This window comes from Mesorhizobium sp. M0659 (assembly GCF_040320605.1).
Taxonomy (GTDB): Bacteria; Pseudomonadota; Alphaproteobacteria; order Rhizobiales; family Rhizobiaceae; genus Mesorhizobium.
Genome location: NZ_JAMYPY010000023.1, coordinates 20432 through 38893 on the forward strand (window position 1 = coordinate 20432; position 18462 = coordinate 38893).

The following is an 18462-nucleotide window of genomic DNA, read 5'->3' on the forward strand; positions in this document are numbered from 1 at the left end:
TGAATCATGCGGCTGGAACGGTTGGGAAAGCGGCTGTTTTTGTGCTCTGTTGCTTGCCATGGTTCTACCGGGTCTTGCCCTTCCCGACGACGTTGATGCGCTGAAGGCGATGATCCTTTCCATGGCTCGCGAGCAGGCTGCGAGTCAGGCCCGGATCGCAGTCGCCGAAGCTCGGATCGCAGCATCCGAGGCGGAGGTCGCCCGGCTGAAGGCAGTCGAGAGGAGCGCCAACGAGCGGATCGCCAATCTCACGTCGATCCTGAAACTTTTACAGCGCACGCAACATGGCACGCGTTCCGAGCGGCTACGCCTGGCCATCGACGACGAGCAGGCCTCCTTTGCCTTCGAAGAGGTCGAGACCGGCCTTTCTGAAATCCGGAGCGAACTCGACCACGCGGTCGGAAACAAGCCGAAGCGCGCCCCGCGTCCGCGCAAGGGTTTTGCTGCCCACCTCGAACGCATCGAGGAAGTTATCGAGCCGGAAATCCCTGGCGACTGCGAGGGGCTGGAAAAGGTTCTGATCGGTGAGGACCGATCCGAGCGGCTGGACGTCGTGCCGCCGAAGTTCCGGGTCATTGTCACGCGCCGTCCCAAATACGCTTTCCGGGGCCGTGACGGCGTGGTCCAGGCTCTGGCGTCGGCGCACATCGTTGAAAGCGGCCTGCCGACGGAGCGGCTGCTCGCCTACATCGCCGTGTCGAAATACGCCGACGGCCTTCCGCTTTACCGGCAGGAGACGATCTATCTGCGCGACGGTGTCGAGATCAGCCGGTCGCTGAGGGCGCAGTGGATGGGGCATCTGGGCTTCGAGTTGCAGATGCTCGCCGATTACATCCTCGAGCGTGTGAAGGAGGCCGAAAGGGTCTTCGCCGACGAGACGACCTTGCCCACCCTTGCCCCCGGTTCCGGGAAGACCACGAAAGCCTGGCTATGGGCCTACGCACGGGATGATCGACCCTATGGCGGAACCAGTCCGCCAATGGTTGCCTATCGTTTTGAGGACAGCAGAGGCGCAGATTGCGTGGCGCGCCACCTCGCCGGGTTCAGCGGTATCCTGCAAGTGGATGGCTACTCGGCCTATACCAACCTGGTCAAGGCACGGGCCAAAGCCGGCAGCAATGAATCAATCCGGCTCGCCGGGTGCTGGGCTCACCTGCGGCGCAAATTCTACGACCTGCACATCAGCGGGATCTCGCAGGCCGCGACGGTAACGATCATCGCCATGACCGAATTGTGGAAGGTCGAGGACAAGGTTCGCGGCAAGGATGCCGGAAGCCGCGCCGCGCTCCGTCAGGAAAAATCCGTGGCCATTGTCGCGAGCCTCTTCGATCTATGGGAAGCGGAACTGGGGAAGGTCTCCGGAAAAACCAAGACCGCCGAGGCGATCCGCTACGCGCTCACCCGGCGGGAGGCGCTGGAACGCTTTCTGATGGACGGTCGCATCGAAATCGACTCCAATATCGTCGAGCGTGCAATCAGGCCCCAGACGATCACGCGAAAGAATAGTCTATTCGCCGGCAGCCAAGGCGGTGGACGAACCTGGGCGACGGTAGCCACCTTGCTGCAAACCTGCAAAATGAACAGCGTCGATCCGCTCGACTGGCTCTCGCAGACCTTGACCCGCATCGCTCAAGGATGGCCGGCATCCGAGATCGAAATGCTCATGCCTTGGAACTTTAGGCCTGACGTTATCGGCTGACCGCTTACCCAAAAACTGACTGGCTTTTGATTGGAATGGTGCCCGGCTTCAGGTCGGAATCTGGAGGGTTATGTGAGGTCGCATCCGTCTTCGCGGCGAGCTCGAGCGACCTCATATACGATCCCATGGGGGTGGATAGCGACCACCTCAGCAGGCAGACTGAGGATGCATATCCGCTCAACCTGGAGGCGACCAATGTCACTCGATCTCTACCGCGAAGAACCGACGGCTATCCGAACCAATCTTGGTGCCATTTTCGTCTCATTGGAAGTAAGCGCTCATTTCCACGCACGTTGACGGCGCTTACGATCGATCGCTTTTATATGAAGGGGCATCGAGTGGGATTCGGCTAAGCGGTTTTACGGAAGTTGAAGGGCAACAGATCGTCGATATCTGCGTGTTCGGGCCGAACTCGGCGAGGAGTAGCGCAACCACGCTAACGGCTCGACGCCGCAGGCCCGGCAGGTCAACAGATGGCGGCGCTTGCCTTGGCTCCTTCCACTTGTGTCGCTGAACAACCAACTCTTTCTGCCAGTTACAAAAATCCTGATGTCGCGCTCCAGAAGATTGTTGTCGATCGGCATCCTGCCGCCCTCGGTGTAGCGCGTCAGATATTCCCATTGGGTCAGGGAATAGGATACGGCATCGCCGATGGGTTGCACCCTCCAGCGTGCGCCAGGCCGAATAGTCACCGCTCATCAATATGCCGCGGTAACATCGAAACGCAAAGAGTATCTCTGACTATCATGGACCATCCGAATTCCCGTCGCAGGTCCTGAGATGTCGACAGTGGCAGCTGCCAAATACGCCACATTTCCCGCAAGAGTTGTTTCTCGTTTTCGGGGCGGCTGCCGGTCGCTTGTCCAAAGTTCCAAGCAACCATCGCGGCCTCCGGCAAAGATCTTTGCTCCTAAGAAACTGTGCCCCGAAACCTGCAGCGGACCGGAAGATCATTCGAGAAGTGATAGGGATTAGATGTTCTATAAGATCGTGTTGCAACAGCTCGTTCGAAACCGGCGCGCCGTCGTATCCGAGTATGCGGCCTCGACAGACGCGGTTTCGGGGCCACACTGGTCGCCAGCCATCCTGTACTCGAAGGACACCGGCGATACCGGATCGATCCTGCTCATCGACAGGGAGCGGGTCGCCAAGCGACGAGGAAGGCCACCCGGGCCATTTTTCTTTCACCGCCATTGTATAAGTATCTTGAGCATCTTTGCGTTATGGTCGTCCAGTTTGGCGCCTCGATTTTTCATCGACGCCTTCTCCAGTGTGCCTACGATTGCCTTGCGCGATAGAGCTGATCTGGATCAGTACGAAATGCTCATTGGATCGGGGTGCTCTCGCAGGAGGGCGGCAATTCGTTCAAGACCCTCCTTGAAGTCCTGGTCATTTCTATTGGTGCCGCCAAGTGCCAACCGTACTGCATGGGGTTCGACTGCTCGTCCGATGATGAATGGATCGGGGGGGCCGACAAGGAGCCCCAGAGATCGCGCATGATCCACAAAATGGCGCGATCGCCAGTGTTCAGGCAGAGTCAGCCAAGCATGCATGGCGTGTGGCTCCGCTTCATAGCTAAATGCCCCGAGTATGTGGATCAGGATCTCATATCTTGTCTTGAGTTTCTGTCGCTGCCATTCGATCAACCGATCAATCGTCCCGTCCTGCAGCCAGCGAGCAGCAACGTCAGCTGTCCAGATGTTTGCACTCCATCCGGTGGCTCGAACGCGTGAAATTAGACGAGGTATTGCCGGGAGCGGACCTGCAAGAAATCCTGTCCGTAAAGAGGGCATCACGCACTTCGTAAAGCTCGTCGCGTAGTATGTGCGCTCGGGAGCGAACCACCACATGGGCTTCGGTCGCTTAGGTATTAGAGGACCGAAGACATCGTCCTCGATGATCGCCACGTCATGCCGCCGCGCAATTTCTGCAATCCGTTCGCGACGCGCCTCATCCATGAGGGAGACCGTGGGAGCACTGTAGCAGGGCGTAATACACAAAACCTTGATGTTTTCGTGTGCACAGGCCTCTTCAAAGGACTCGGGAATAATACCGTTCTGATCGATCGCTAGACCTCGGAGCCTGATCTTGAGGATTGAGGCATTAATGGTAATTGAGGTGCCCACAAGTGCTTCGGTGGCGACCACATCACCAGGCTCGGTTATGCTAGCCATTGCTGTCCAGATTCCGTGAGCGACACCGTTCGTTACAATTAGGCTGTCGGCACTCACCGTCACCCCATTGCGCTCAAGCCAGTCGATGCCAGCCTCGCGATGCTGCACTATGCCCTGGGTTGACCGACACTCGAGCATGCGCTGGATGGCGCCGTCTTTGGCTGACTCGACCATCGCCTCCCTGAGTGCCGCAATATGGATTTCGGAGAGCACCGGCATGATGTTTAAGAAATCCCGTGCGTTTGGCACTTCGCTATCAGCGAAATACCGCGCACGCTGTTCCGGCTTGAAATACTGAACAAACGTTCCTCGGCCAACTTCGCCCGAGAGCAGTCCTTTGCGTTCCGCCTCGGCGTAAGCGCGAGCTACGGTCTGTACGCTGACGCCGAGCCTTTCTGCGAGTTCGCGGTGCGTCGGCAAACGATCACCCGGATATAGGCATTTCGAAGCAATGGCTCGCTCAAGCGCGTCGATGATTGCCTTGTATCGCGGACCGACCGAATTGGACAGGTCTGGGATCCACATTGACATGTTCCAAAATTACTATTGAACCGGATATAGGCCTTGAAGCGGCCGAGACCTCGCCAGGTACATCGGTAAACACCTCTGAGATAGGAGCTGCCAGCCTCGATGCCGGCTTAGAAGTTTATTAGCTTGCGATAAATCCAGCGACTGCGGACCATGTCGTCGATCCTGGGCGCCCTCTCTTACGGTAACCGTCGGGCTGGGCCGCGGAAAGAAGGCGAAGGTTGCCGTCGCTCGCTAAATGGCTGTCATCCTTCACCGGACCTGGCCCGAGGACGCCGAGACCAGCCAGAGATGCGCTCCGCAAGAAGCAGTTTCATCCCAGATCCGCTTCGGCGGAACAAGCGTCCTTCCGGGATGACGGGGTTCGTAATCTCGAAGTCATCCCTGCGGGCTCTGCCCACCGCTGTTGAACGCCATTATGCGCCGCTCCATAGAGACGACCGCGGAAGGAACCATGAACCCGGCAGCAATTATTTCATCTAGCTGGGGTTGACAGCGTGCGCGCGATTCAAAGAGACGTCCCTCAGCTTGCACGACTACTCACTACGCTGCCCAGCCCACGCCACACCGACCAGTACGATCGCCCAATCAAGATTTCCACCTGGCTTTGTTTGAGCTAGGTAGTTTTTTGAGCGGCCTCGCAAAAAGCCTTGCATCCAGAAGCGAGTTTCATGTGTCGATCTCCATATTGAGCCCGTCATCGTCTGGAGGGCAGCTCGACCGTTTCCCGCCCTAGTGCAACCCCAACTCAAACACCCGCTACATGGTTGGGCAAGCTACCCAATCAAGTAGTGCTAAAGTGCGTAAGGGGCGTGGTGGAAGGTCGCCGCTGCCAGCGACCGCGAAAGTGGATGGCCCTCCGCTCGTAGCGACCGTCGCAGCCGGTGGCCGACCGATTGGGACGCAACTCGTTGGTAACCGTCCGTCATGCCATCCTCTACCTGCTCGTACACAATGCCTATTGCATCGAACTTAGCGGCGAGAGCATGCGAAAACAGAAAGCCGAGCCCCTCTTGTGACCGGGCCGAAAACGGCGAAATCAATCATCCGTGAACGCACAAGGCATCCGAGGATCGACGGCGCCACACTGTCCCGGCATTACTCAACAATCGCATCGAACAGGAGCACAGCGGGTCAAGCGCGGCGTCGGGACCATGCGAGGCTTCAAGTCACCGGCTTTCAGTCACATCACTCTGTTCGGTATCAAAATGCTCCACATGATGTGCAACCGGCAGGCGAGCTACGCCTTCAATCCGAACCCGCCCCTGACCGAACAATTCGAAATCCTCGCCGCCTGACCGCAGCTACATAATCTCTCCCTGCGTCCCAATTCCGCCGTTGCAACAGAGCCAATCACTGTGTCCTGAATCTAACATTGGCCCCGCAATCCTTGTGCTTTGCGGAAAAGGATTGGCTCTCACCTCGTTGGATGATTTAAGGAAAACGGTTGCAGATCAGTTACCTAGCTGGAAGTGGTCTCAGTCGGCACGTCCCTTGCGTTGAGAAGCATATACATCAAATGCCAAACAGAAGGAGCCCAGAATGCCGCGTCCGATGAAGTTTGAGTTTCTCGTGGCGGGGTCAACTTGCCATCATCATGCCATGTGGCGCCATCCGCAAACAGAGAACAGAGTCTCGACCGGGCGTTTTGGGAAACGCTGGCGCGAACGCTCGAGGCCGCGAGATTTGACGGATTATTTCTCGCCGATGTTCTCTGTTTCTACAACGAAGCCACTATGGCGCTAGGCGGCCAGATGCAGGCCGGATCGTCGCCGCGCGGTCGCGATTTTGCGGCGAGCCACGCCGAGCTGTCTTTACGCTTCAGCATTCCTTGCCGGACATGCAGGAATTTTATGCCGAGATGAAGGATCGCGTCGGCAAGGCGGGGCGGAATCCAGACGACTACGCCATTCTCGTCTCGGTGGACCCGATCGTCGGCGAAACAGAATCGGTTGCCCGCGAAAAACAGGCTTACGTCGATGACTTGGTCGACCCTCGCCCCGGCATCCCCTTCATGTCGGCCCGTACTGGGCTCGATCTGTCGCAGTATCCGATAAGCAAGGATCGCAGATAAGTTAGAATACCTTTCGCATCTCCGCTTATCGCAGCTGCTCTTCGATCGCGTGCGACGCTTCTTCCAACGACCGCTTTGTTCGCGTTGACGAAAACATAGCGACATTTTCCTCCGAGCAGCGGGCGTTTGATCTCTCTGTGTTGGCAAATATCCGGCGCCGGGGTCCAAGAGAGTGTCGGCGGCTAGGAAGCAGTCGGATCCACCGGCGGTGGCAATCACGCGGGTTGCCTGAGTTATGAGGGCGCAGGACGGTGTGCCCGGAGTGGTAACTTCAACGCTGTCGCCAGCGCGAGGCATCGCTATGTATGCTGGGGGTGTGTTCATCCTCTGCGTCACGGACGCCATGATCAAATGGCTGTCGACTGACTATTCGATCGCTCAGATCGTGTTTTACCGAGCAGTCATAGGGTTTGTTCCGACGTTGGCCATGCTATTGAGGCCACCCGGGCTGTTGTCGCTGAAAACCCGTAGGGCTGGAGCGCATCTGCTGCGCGGTCTTGCCAGCCTAGTTGGCACGTTTGGCTTTTGCTGGGCCCTGGCGGTGATGCCGTTGGGCGCCGCCTATGCTATCGTTTTTGCCGCGCCGATGTTTATGACTGCCATGTCGGTCCCAATTCTGAACGAGAGCGTGGGGTTAAAGCGCTGGCTGGGCGTGCTTGTAGGGTTTGCTGGCGTCCTTGTCATGATCCGACCAGGCATCGATGGCGCTTTCGGCGGGGGCGCCATAGCGCTTGTTGCTACCGCTTCGTACGCCCTGTCGATGGTGCTGGTCCGCCTTCACAGTCGCACCGAGAGCAACGTTGCGATGATCACGGCAGCATTGTCGTCATAGCGGCAACTGGCATTCAAATGCCTTTCGTCTGGATCACGCCGGGGGGTCGGACGGCGGTCTTCTTGTCCTGGTGGGACTCCTTGGTGGCGTCGGCACTCTTATGTTAGCCCAGGCCTTTCGCATGGCGACGCCATCAATCGTTGTGCCGTTCGAGTATACTGGCATGATATGGGGCATTGGGCTCAGCTTCTTTGTCTGGGGCGATAAGCCTGACCTGTGGACTTGGATCGGATCGCTCGTGGTCATCGGCAGTGGCCTTTACATCCTGCACCGGGAGATAAAAGCCAGACCTCTGCCGTCGCCGCCCGTGAATTTCGTTGACTCGCCCGGCGAAAGTGGGGTTCAGCCTCCATGAACGAGCTACAGAATTTGCGCCTCGCCCTCGGAAGCAAGACCGGACAGAATAAATTACGCCGTGAAGGCCATTTGAGCGATAACTAGCAGAGATACGCAGTGGAGTAAATTCGAATGATCATCGTAACAGGTGCTACGCACGGTATAGGGCGGGCCTGCGTGGAGAAACTTGCGTCTGCGGGTTCCAGAGTGGTGGCGACCGGCCGAGATGCAGAAGCGGGCGCTACGCTCGAACGCACCAATCGCGTCACGTTCGTCGCTGGTGATGTCATCCGTGAGGACCATTGCCGCCGTGTTATCGACCGTGCGCTTGAACTCGGCGACGGCCGGCTCGCGGGGCTCGTGAACAATGCCGGCATATCGAAGCGCATTGCCTTCGCCTCCGCCACCCAGGACGATTGGGACGAGATCCTGGCGATTAATGCACGCAGCGCCTTTTTCTACATCCGTCATGCGCTGGAAGGCTTGCGGCACGGGAGGGGTTCCGTCGTCAACATCGCCAGCATTGCCGGAAAGATCGGCGAAGAAGGGCTCGCCGCCTACTGCGCCTCGAAGGCCGCGGTCATCGGCCTGACGCAGGCGCTCGCGCTGGAGTTCGGCGAGGAGATCCGCTTCAACGCTGTCTGCCCAGGCCAGATCGAAACGCGCATGATGGGCGAGATCATGGGCGATGCACTACGCAAGAAGCAGCTCGAAATGCGGATCCCTGCGAACCGCTTCGGTGCCCCTGAAGAGGTCGCAGATGTCGTCGCTTGGTTGCTTTCGGATCAATCGACCTATGTCAACGGCACGGTGGTGACTGTAGACGGCGGGGAAACCGCCGGCCTGCGCACGCCGCGCGTAGCGCAGGTCGATGGGGCTTAGAGGGCGCACTCAGTTGGAACCGCGCTCCTCGAAAAGGCGCAGAAGACTAGGCGAGCCCCGACTGATGTCGTTCTCGATCGCCTCGCGGGCTTCCTTCTTGTTGCCAGTCCTCAAGGCCTCGATGAGATGTTCATGTTCTTCTCCGCCGGTATGACTGCTATGAATTTCCCGGTGGTAGACGTTGAGGATTGGACCCATCGAGGCCCACATGGTTTCGATCTGTCCGATCAGCATCGGCATGCGCGACAGGCGGTAGACGCCGAAATGGAAAGCGCGATTGGAGAATCGCGCTTCCTTGAGATTGCCGGTTTTTTCGCTTTTTACGAATGAGGTGCGGAAGCTCTCAAGCTGTTCGAGATCGGCGGGGGTAACATGGTCGGCAGCGTGTTCTGTCGCTAGCCCTTCAAGCGCCATGCGGATCAACTTGATCTGGATGTAGCGGGCCCGGCTGAGGTCTGGCACCGTGACGAACCTGCCGGAGCGCAATTCGAGCGCCTGCTCGCTGACGAGCCGCAGACAAGCTTCGCGTACCGGCGTGATGCTGGTTCCGAGCTGCTCCGCAAGATCCTGCATGAGGAGGCGATCACCCGGTGTGAAATCGCCGATGATTAGGGCTTCCCGCACCTTATTGTAAACCCGGGCGGACAGGCTACCCATTTCACCGGGCTGCATCTCCATAACGCCCATGGCAGTTCTCCTCGTCTCTGTTACAGCTCGCCAATGGCTACATGCTTATGGGTCTACAGCGCAAATAGAAACCCGAGCGGACGCTTAAAATTATGAAATACATGTCGGTATTATGCAATTATAAACATTTGATTATTTTTTGTGACGGGTAATTAAAAGAGTTAACAGTACTTTCACTTGAGTTTTCGAGCCCGTTATTCAAATGATTACGGCAGCCGGGCGTTGGCGCCGTGCGCGCGCGCTGTGAAGCAGTTCTCAGCGCGCCGAAACACGGTTTCCCAACAGGAGATTGAAATGGACTATGTGCAATATTTCGCCGAACGAATCGAGCAACTCAAAGGCTGCGGCGACTATCGTGAATTTGCGGATCTGGAGCGCCAGTCTGGCAACTTCCCTAAGGCCTGGCTCAATGGGCCTGATGGCCGAAAAGAGGTAACCATTTGGTGCACTAACGATTACCTCGGCATGGGGCAACACCCCAAAGTGCTATCTGCAATGAAGCGCGCCATCGATGCCAACGGCGCGGGATCGGGTGGATCCCGCAACATTGGGGGCACCAACCATTATCATGTCTTGCTGGAGCGCGAGCTTGCGGATTTTCACAATAAGGAAGCAGGATTGATTTTTGTTTCAGGCTTCAGCTCGAACGATTCATCATTGAGTACATTAGCATCGTTGATGCCGAACACAGTTATATTTTCCGACGCGCACAACCATGCATCGATTGTCAGTGGATGCCGCAACAGCCGGGCGGAAAAGCGCGTCTTCCGGCATAACGATGTTGCGCATTTGCGGGAACTTTTGGGCAGCGTAGATCCTTCAGGGCCCAAGATTGTTGTTTTTGAATCAATATATTCAATGGACGGTGACATTTCGCCGATCAAAGATATCTGTGACGTCGCGGACGAATTTGGTGCAATCACGTTTCTGGATGAAGTTCATGCATCGGGAATGTACGGTCCGAAAGGAGCCGGCATTGCTGCGGAACGTGGCATCATGAATCGTCCAACCATCATCGAAGGGACGCTGGGTAAAGCGTTCGGTACGATGGGAGGTTACGTGACCGGACCGGCTTCCATTGTTGACAGCATACGAAGCTTCTCGACCGCTTTTATTTTCACCACGGCGCTTCCACCGGCTGTGGTGGCGGGCGCGCTGGCTGCGCTCCGCCATCTTCGCGGTTCAGATTCAGAACGAATTGCTCTGCGCCGGCAAACGAACCTTTTAATCGGATTGCTGAAAGAGGCGGGCGTCCCGGTCATGCCGACTGAAAGCCACATAATTCCTGTGCTGATCGGTGATCCATCCCGTTGCAAGGAAGCGTCCCGTCAGCTTTTGGATCAGCATGGGATATACGTTCAGCCAATACTGGCGCCGAGTGTTCCAGCGGGAACCGAGCGGTTCAGAGTGACGGTTACGCCCGCCCATAGCACGACAGAAATTCGTACGTTTGTCGATGCGCTCAGGCAGGTTCTGCTGCGCACGGCTGAAAAGTCAACGCCGATGCTGATTGACGCTCCGACGGCCGCATAGCACGCAACATAGGAGTAAACAGCCATGGCAAGAAGAGCGCTCATCCTAATAGAAGTTAGTCCATGGGACACTGGTCCGCTATACACCCAAGCGGCCCAGCGTCTTGGTCTTCATTCAATTATCCTCTCGGCTGATCCAGCTCGGTACAACTGTCTTGAGGCCGAAAGTATTAAGGCAGTCCGTGTCGATATAGACAATCTTGACGCTCTGATCCACGAATGTTCCCGGCTACGTGCGATCTATGACATTGCTGGGATTACGAGCACCGGGGACTCGTTCTATGCGACAGTTGGCAAGCTCTGCCGGTATTTCGATCTACCGGGACCGAACCCCGCATCCATTGAACGATGCTGCGACAAATTCCTTCAACGTCAGCTCCTCGCAGAAGCCGGCGTTCCAATACCTGCCTATCGCTTGGCAGCGAATGCGACGGACGTAGAACGCTCTGCCGCAGAGATCGGCCTGCCGGTGATTCTTAAGCCAGCCGTAGGCAGTTCTGGCTACGGTGTCCGTTTGTGCCGTACCGTCGATGAATTAGCCGAACATACGACCTATCTGTTGGGCGGGAAGCACATATGGCGGTCTTCGCCGAGGATATTGGTCGAAGAATTCGCACAAGGCCCCCTTTATTGGGCCGACATAATGGGAGATCAGATCATCGGAATTGGCATCGCTGACACCGGCCCCTTACCGCATTTCGTCGGTCGGAAGTGGACCTTTCCGGCCCCGCTGACTGATGACGACGACAAGCGCATTGTCGACGTGTCGCTGAGCTGTTTGCGAGCTCTCGGCCTTGGCTGGGGGCCAAAGGGTATTGAACTCCGGTGGACGAAGCGTGGCCCTGTCGTTATTGAAGTCAATCCCCGTCTTCATTGCACACCCACTCCCCAACTGATTCAGGCGGCTTACGGTGTCGATGTCGTCACCGAGCATATCAAGCTTGCCATCGGCGACGAATGGGATTTGCACAAAAGGCAATCGCACTCTGCAGCCGCGCGGATCCTTGTTCCAGATCGCGATGGCACCATTGATTCGATCGTTGGGGAGGGTCGGGCGGCCGCTATACCCGGTGTCGCTGAGGTCAAAATCTATGTTGAACCCAAGACGCCGATTGTCAGGAAAGGCGATCCCCGAGACTGGATTGGCCATGTCATCGCCGCTTCACCCAGCTATGCTCAGACCGAGGCGATACTTGACTGTGCCGTCGACCTAATCGATTGGTCGATCATACCGTTTTCGACCCCTGGCGAACAGGAACAACCCGAGGCCCCTCACGCAATACGGCAGCCAAGTCGTCGGGATGGCTCACCACCTTGATCTCGCGGCAAATCCTGCCTGAGTCAACTACGATGCAAATGGACGTCTGAAATGAGGTTCGAATCGAACACCCCGCCTGCCCGCTTACTCGCGACAGAACCCCTCACCCACTTGGGTACCGGAGCTGGTCGAGAACCCAGGCCATGCGAAATGCCGCTTCCTCGGCGACGCTAGGCCCATGTGAACCGCCGCTGTGGCCGCCTACCATCCGCGTGCGGAAGACAACCTGTGGATCGCGATCAGCCGTGCAGGACCGCCGCTGTGCCACGTAGCGAGCGGGCTGGTAATAGAGCACCTGGCCATCGTCGAGCGCAGCATCAATGTAGGTCGGCGGAAGTGGGTGATCGGCGCTGAGGTTGTAGTACGGGTCATAGCTACGCAAGCACCGATATTCGTGTGCTATGTGGGGATCTCCGTACTCTGCCGTTTCCTGTAGCGCGTACGGCATCGTGAAGTCCAGTTCGGTATCCAAGATATCTGCGACTGGAACCTGGGCGAGCACGGCACGGAACAAGTCAGGCCGCAAGACCGCTGTGGCAAGTACGGTACCCCCGCCCCCGCTTTGTCCCTCAATGATGATGCCGTCGCGTGTGGCGAACCCCTGCTTAACGAGCCCCTCTGCAGCGGCGATCAAATCTGTGTAGGTAACGCGCTTTCGATCGCGGGTGGCAGCCTCATGCCATGGGCTTCCAAGCTCGCCGCCCCCTCGTGCGTGTACGATGCCGAAAGCAACGCCGCGATCGAGCAGGCTCAACCGTGCGGTCATGAACGAGGGCCACGCGAAGAACGAGGGCCACCTCGTTACTCCGTAACAGCCGTAGACGTTCAAAAACACCGGCCCGGGGCTCGTTCGATCACGCCGTGCGACTAACGAGATTGGGACCTGCACCCCGTCGTCTGCCTCCGCCATGACGACCGTCGCCACATATCGAGCCGCGTCATACCCCGGAATGCGGACTTGATAGCGAACTGCCGATTTTTCGTCGGCGAAATCATGCTCGACGACGGTATCCGGCCTCACGAACGAGCTGATTTTGTACATCAGGCTCGAGCCTCGGAACGCATGCCTTGCGACCGAATAGTGCCCCCCTGCCGACAGGCCGACCGTTAAGCTACAACTGGGCTCGTCAGGAACGATCGCCGCTCCAAGCCGCCCGCTTTCGTCGCGTGAGACCAGGCGAGGACGGAGGCCATCTCGCTCCAGGAGAACCAGGTGGTGTTCGAGTACGTGGACCTCCTCGAGCATCACACCGTCCCGATGCGGTATGACCTCTTCCCAACCCGAGAGTGAGGCATCGTCAATCGGCGCACGCACGAGCCGCCAATACGGTCCCGCATCATCGACGTGGAAAAGGAACTTGTCTTTCCAGTGCTCAACATTGACCTGGTGACCAAATTCACGCGTCACTAAACGGCGCCATCCAACGTCCGGCTGGTCGGCGGGAAGGCACCACACTTCCACCGCCCCTCGACGAACGCCCTTTACATCCAGGAACAGCCAGGCGCCGCTATCTGAGCGCCTTATCCCCACGTTCAGTCGCTCGTCCGCCTCCTCGAACACTACCGCCGAGGTCCCAGTTGCGACGTCCAAGCGGATAAGCTTGTGACATTGTCGCCGCAGGTCAGGGCGTTCCCGCGTGAAAAACAGAGTCTGACCATCGGCGGCCCAAGCTACCATCGCAGCCCATCGCGAGCCCTGCCAGACGTCACGGCCGGTCTCTGTGTCCCGCACCCGAAGCTCGTAGTTCTCGTTACCGATGACATCGAAACTGAAGGCCACGTAACGCCCGTCGTCACTCGGCTCGAAGACACCGAGCCGGTAAAAGACCTCGGCCCCTTCGAGCGCGTTCGGATCCATAACGAGCTCGGCCGTATCTGCGGCTAGCGGCCGCCGCCACCACTGCGTATGTAGCAGGCCCGGCTCGGATCTTTGGAAGTACTCGAAAGGTCCAACCTGGAAAGCAGGTGGGGCGCCCTCGCAAGGCTGACGCCCGTCGATCTCGGCGATCAGCTTCGCCTTGAGCCCTGTTAGGTGAGCTGTCGCTTGGTCCGCGTAGCTGTTCTCGGCTTCTAAATACGCACGGACCTCAGGATTTTCCCGATCGCGAAGCCAAGCATAGCAATCCAACGTGACGTCGTCATGAAGCACCCTGATCCGTGGCTCGGCTGGGGGAAGCGGCGGTTGCACGCGTTTGTCTCGCATCATACTGCCCTCAGGTAAGCCACAAGATCAGCTAGGTACGTCATGGGCCACAGGGCGCAATGAGAACCGCAAATACCATCGCAATGCGCCGTACGAGATAGCCGGCAGCACGCGGTAGCACTCGCCGAACGGCAAGGTTGATGCATCAATGTTCCTCCCGGGATAACGAGAAAGGCCGTATCGAGCGACGCCGAACGAGATTTCCAGTTTTTTCGGCGAAACCGCGTTCGGCACATGGGATCCCAGCCGTAGCAACAAAAACCGCCGACTTTCACTTCGCCAACCAGCACGCGGACATGTGCTGCGGCCCGACTTCGATGGCCGGCGGCTCCTCTTTCTTACAGCGATCGAAGGCCAGCGGGCAGCGAGGATGGAAACGACAGCCTTTCGGCACTCGGGCGGCGTTTGGAACCTCGCCCTGCAGGGCCGTAAGCTGGGCGCGACCTACATTGGTGCCACTCTGCGGGGTAGCGTTGCGCAAGGCGACGGTATAGGGGTGGCGGGGGTTGAATGTGATCTCGTCGGCGCTACCGATCTCGACCAATTTTCCAAGATACAAGACGGCGACCCTATCGGCGATCAGCCATGCGAGCGGCAGGTCGTGGGTGATGAACAGCAGCGCCATGTTGTGCTTGTCGCGTAGGTCAATCAGGACCTGAAGAATCTGTGCGCGTATCGAGACATCGAGCATCGAGACAGGCTCGTCAGCAACGATGAGCTCCGGCCTGACGGCAAGTGCTCCAGCAATCACGACGCGCTGGCGCTGCCCGCCAGACAGCTCGTGCGGGAAGCGAGCGAGGAAGTCATCGGGAGGATTGAGCCCTGCGGCTGCAAGGGCTTCGCTCACCCGCTCGGTAAGTTGGGTACTGTTTTCAACAAGCCGCAGTGACCGCAATGGCTCCGCCACAATATCGAACACGGTGTGTCGCGGGTTGAGCGCCTGATAGGCGTCCTGGAAGATCATTTGCACGCGACGCCGGTAGGGGCGCAAAGCCGAGAAGCTTTCTACCGACGTCATGTCGCGGCCCTCGAACAGCAACCTGCCGCCTGTCGGCTGGGCGAGCTTGGTGATGACGCGGCCCACCGTCGTCTTGCCGCTTCCCGATTCTCCGACCAGGGCCACGATCTCACCCTGTCCGACATTGAGGTCGATCCCGTCCACCGCGCGTACGGCGCCGGCAGGTCGGCCCAAGACACGGTCGAACAGTCCCCCCTGGATAGGAAAATGGACCTTCAGGCTCTCGAGACGCAGGAGATCGGCGGTGTCAGGCATGAGCTGCGACCTTGTCTTCTTGCGAGGACCGGTGAAGGTGACAGGCGACGCGTCCCCGCCCGAACTTATCGAGGCTGGGGATTTCGGTCGTGCAAACCCTCATGGCCGACGGGCAACGCGGATGGAAGGCGCAGCCCGAGGGTCGATTCACCAAGTTGGGGGGATCACCGGGGATGGGTCGAATGATCCGTTTGCCGCTCGCTGGGTTCGGGATCGAGTCGATCAGCAGTCTGGTGTACGGGTGCTTAGGTCTGGCGAAGATCTCAGCGACAGTGCCATCCTCGACGATGCGGCCCGCGTACATGATCATGACGCGATCACAACACTCAGCCACCACAGAAAGGTCGTGGGTGATCAAAATGAGGGCAAGGCTAAACTGGGATCGCAACTCACCCAGCAGCTTCAGGATCTGAGCCTGTGTGATAACGTCGAGCGCCGTGGTCGGCTCGTCGCCGATGACAATCGAGGGTCGACACGCGAGAGCCATGGCAATCATCACCCTTTGACGCATACCGCCCGACAACTCGTGGGGATAGGCGGAACCGCGATCGGCCGGAATGCCGACAAGTCCGAGCAGCTCCTTTGCCCGGGCGATTGCGTCAGCCTTCGACATCCCGAGCTTCAGCATGCATGGCTCGGCGATTTGCCTGATGATGCGGTGAACGGGATTGAGCGCATTCATCGCGCCCTGAAAGACGACGGACGTCTCGCTCCAGCGGTGTGGCCGCATCGCCGCATCATCATCGATCGGCAGTCGGTTACCGCGATAACGCACCTCGCCGCTGCTGACCCGCGCGTTGGGTGACAGTAGACCCGCGATGGCCATTGCAGTGGTGGTCTTCCCGCTGCCCGATTCTCCGACGAGCCCAACGGCCTCTCCAGCCCGGAGCGCGAAGCTCACGCTGTCGATCGCACGCGAAGAAACGCCCTTGAGCCCATAGTCGACAGAGAGCCCGTTGACTTCCAGAAGCGGAGCTTTCTCCTGGGAGGAGTTTGTCATGGAATAACCCTCCGCCGTGGATTGAACGTGTCGTCCAGAGCATTGCCAATCAGGACGAAGCTCAGGGAAATCGTGAGGACGCACACTCCGGGGGCACCGAGATACCACCAAGCTCCCGCACTGGCCGCACCGGCGCGCTGGGCGAGCGAAAGCAAAGTGCCCCATGAAGGCTGCAACGGATCGCCAAGCCCGAGGAACGATAGCGATGTCTCGACATAAATTGCGCCAGCGACGACCAGAGCACCATTGGCTGCGATTTGCGGCACGAGATTTGGCAGGATGTGCCGCACCATTATGCTAAGATTGCTGCTGCCCGCAACGCGCGCGCGGTCAACAAATGTTCGCTCCTTAAGCGACAGTGTCTGGCTGCGAACGATACGTGCGACGAACGCCCAGCTTGTCATGCCGATAACGACAAGGATCACAAAAAGAGAAGGACGGAAGCCGAGGATTTCTCCGCCCCGCCCCATCACCTCGAGAACTACGGGTGTGATGACCAGTGCCAGAACGAAGGACGGCATGACGAAAAAGAAGTCCGTCAAGCGCATCAGCCAAACGTCCACCCAGCCACCAAAGTAGCCCGCTGTCATACCGATCGTAGTCCCGACGACGAGGCTGATCATAGTCGCCAATAGCGCAATCATAAGCGAGATCCGGGCACCATGGACGACCAGATTGAGCACGTCTCGACCCACCTCGTCCGTCCCCAGAAGATGCTGGCCTGATGGGGGTACGAGGAAATCGCCGGTTGCATTCATCGCAGTCTGAAGCGGCCCCACCAGAATATTGGGGACTGCCGCCACAACAAGAAAAAATACCAGACATACGAGGCCCACTTGAGCGCCGCCGTAGCTGAGAAATTGACGCAGAAAGCCTTTTATCGCGCGCGCCCGGCCTCGTGGCGAATATTGCACGATACTTTTGCTCATTACCGAACTCTTGGATCGAGGAGGCCGTAGGCAAGATCTGCCACGAGGTTCGCGACAACGATCGACGCACCAAGCAACAGGAATATGCCTTGAAGGACTGGGTAGTCACGTGCGTTGAGCGCTTCCACTGTCAGGCCTCCGACGCCCGGCCAGGCGAATACCGCTTCGACGGTAATGGCACCGGCAACCACGTAGCCAAGGTTAAGGGCAATCAGGGTTACGACCGGCAGCATTGCATTGCGAAATGCATGACGCATCAGCATTTGACCGTTCGTCAGCCCTTTGGCCCGTGCGGTTACCATGTAATCTTCGGTGACAACGTCACTCATCGCAGCGCGAGCAACCACGACGTATTGGCCGATTAGCCCAAGCGCCACCGCGGCGACCGGAAGCGTCAGATGCCGCAGGTAGTCGAGGAACGAACCAAGAGAGCCCGTGAGCGCGCCGGGCGAGTACGCACCGTAGCCCGGAAGCCAACCCAATGCCGTGCTGAAGATTACCACCAGGAGCATGCCGAGCCAGAACGAGGGCGTAGAGTAGAGCGCCAGAGAGGTTCCAGTGACGATATGATCAACGGCCCCTCCTCTCCGCCACCCCGCATATAGGCCAAGCATGACCCCGCATAGGATGGCGATGAATTGGGCTAGACCGACCAGGGCGATGGTGGCGGGCAATCGCTCCAGGATCAGGTCAGCGACATGCCTGCCCCTGAACTTGAAGCTGTAACCGAAATCGCCACGGAGAGTTGCCGACAAGTAGTCGACTACCTGGTCCGGGAACAGCGGCCGATCGAGGCCCCAGTTCTGGCGCTGCGCTTCCATCTGCTCGGCTGTCACGCTGGCGCGTGCCCCGCCGAGCAGAAGCCTGGCGGGGTCGCCGGGAATGACCCTGAACAAGATCAAATTCAGGGTCGCCACCATCAGAAGCGTCACGACCGCCCTGAGAAGGATGCTGGCAACGCGCCGGCTCGCCCCTCGCTGCCCACTTGCAACCAT

The 18462-nt window shown here is 58.4% G+C and carries 14 protein-coding genes and 2 pseudogenes; 7 read left to right on the forward strand and 9 right to left on the reverse strand.

Features of this window, described 5'->3' with window-relative positions; all coding sequences use genetic code 11:
- The first annotated feature begins 58 nt into the window (after positions 1-58).
- Positions 59-1699: an IS66 family transposase gene (gene tnpC / locus NKI31_RS26665; protein ID WP_352653008.1), complete on the forward strand. Its 1641-nt coding sequence runs from the start codon at positions 59-61 to the stop codon at positions 1697-1699.
- A gap of 349 nt (positions 1700-2048) precedes the next feature.
- On the opposite strand, the pseudogene NKI31_RS26670 reads toward tnpC, so the two are convergent.
- The 3 genes and pseudogenes from NKI31_RS26670 to NKI31_RS26680 form a co-directional block, all read right to left on the reverse strand.
- A pseudogene (locus NKI31_RS26670) lies at positions 2049-2352 on the reverse strand (transposase domain-containing protein); the annotation flags it as partial.
- Between the two features lie 657 nt (positions 2353-3009).
- Entirely contained in the window at positions 3010-4398 is a 1389-nt protein-coding gene (gene ehuR / locus NKI31_RS26675) for a MocR-like ectoine utilization transcription factor EhuR (protein ID WP_352652963.1), read from the reverse strand.
- 29 nt (positions 4399-4427) lie between these two features.
- Positions 4428-4568 (reverse strand): annotated as a pseudogene (locus tag NKI31_RS26680) (ISNCY family transposase); the annotation flags it as partial.
- Between the two features lie 1694 nt (positions 4569-6262).
- Between NKI31_RS26680 and NKI31_RS26690 the strand changes: the two are divergent.
- The 4 genes from NKI31_RS26690 (at position 6263) to NKI31_RS26705 (ending at position 8525) form a co-directional block, all read left to right on the forward strand.
- Positions 6263-6475, forward strand: coding sequence for a hypothetical protein (locus NKI31_RS26690; RefSeq protein WP_352652964.1), 213 nt, complete (start codon positions 6263-6265; stop codon positions 6473-6475).
- Positions 6476-6776: 301 nt separating this feature from the next.
- Positions 6777-7307, forward strand: coding sequence for a DMT family transporter (locus tag NKI31_RS26695; protein WP_352652965.1), 531 nt, complete (start codon positions 6777-6779; stop codon positions 7305-7307).
- Positions 7308-7374: 67 nt separating this feature from the next.
- Positions 7375-7662 (forward strand): EamA family transporter, encoded by a 288-nt coding sequence (locus NKI31_RS26700; protein WP_502899202.1) that lies wholly within the window; start codon positions 7375-7377, stop codon positions 7660-7662.
- Between the two features lie 113 nt (positions 7663-7775).
- Entirely contained in the window at positions 7776-8525 is a 750-nt protein-coding gene (locus NKI31_RS26705; protein ID WP_352652967.1) for an SDR family NAD(P)-dependent oxidoreductase, read from the forward strand.
- Between the two features lie 9 nt (positions 8526-8534).
- On the opposite strand, the gene NKI31_RS26710 is transcribed toward NKI31_RS26705, so the two are convergent.
- Positions 8535-9212 (reverse strand): GntR family transcriptional regulator, encoded by a 678-nt coding sequence (locus NKI31_RS26710; protein WP_352652968.1) that lies wholly within the window; start codon positions 9210-9212, stop codon positions 8535-8537.
- A gap of 294 nt (positions 9213-9506) precedes the next feature.
- Here NKI31_RS26710 and hemA point away from each other — a divergent pair, with 294 nt between their 5' ends.
- Positions 9507-10745: a 5-aminolevulinate synthase gene (hemA, locus tag NKI31_RS26715; protein WP_352652969.1), complete on the forward strand. Its 1239-nt coding sequence runs from the start codon at positions 9507-9509 to the stop codon at positions 10743-10745.
- A gap of 24 nt (positions 10746-10769) precedes the next feature.
- Positions 10770-12062, forward strand: coding sequence for an ATP-grasp domain-containing protein (locus NKI31_RS26720; RefSeq protein ID WP_352652970.1), 1293 nt, complete (start codon positions 10770-10772; stop codon positions 12060-12062).
- Positions 12063-12165: 103 nt separating this feature from the next.
- Here NKI31_RS26720 and NKI31_RS26725 read toward each other — a convergent pair whose 3' ends face one another.
- The 5 genes from NKI31_RS26725 to NKI31_RS26745 form a co-directional block, all read right to left on the reverse strand.
- A complete protein-coding gene (locus tag NKI31_RS26725; protein ID WP_352652971.1) occupies positions 12166-14268 on the reverse strand; it encodes a prolyl oligopeptidase family serine peptidase in 2103 nt (700 codons plus the stop codon).
- A gap of 268 nt (positions 14269-14536) precedes the next feature.
- Positions 14537-15538 (reverse strand): ABC transporter ATP-binding protein, encoded by a 1002-nt coding sequence (locus tag NKI31_RS26730; protein WP_352652972.1) that lies wholly within the window; start codon positions 15536-15538, stop codon positions 14537-14539.
- Positions 15531-16538, reverse strand: a complete 1008-nt coding sequence (locus tag NKI31_RS26735; RefSeq protein ID WP_352652973.1) for an ABC transporter ATP-binding protein — start codon at positions 16536-16538, stop codon at positions 15531-15533. The genes NKI31_RS26730 and NKI31_RS26735 overlap by 8 nt, the downstream gene beginning before the upstream one ends.
- The gene (locus tag NKI31_RS26740) at positions 16535-17467 is read right to left on the reverse strand and encodes an ABC transporter permease (protein WP_352652975.1); all 933 of its coding nucleotides are present in this window, start codon (positions 17465-17467) and stop codon (positions 16535-16537) included. The genes NKI31_RS26735 and NKI31_RS26740 overlap by 4 nt, the downstream gene beginning before the upstream one ends.
- Positions 17467-18462: an ABC transporter permease gene (locus tag NKI31_RS26745; protein WP_352652976.1), complete on the reverse strand. Its 996-nt coding sequence runs from the start codon at positions 18460-18462 to the stop codon at positions 17467-17469. The genes NKI31_RS26740 and NKI31_RS26745 overlap by 1 nt, the downstream gene beginning before the upstream one ends.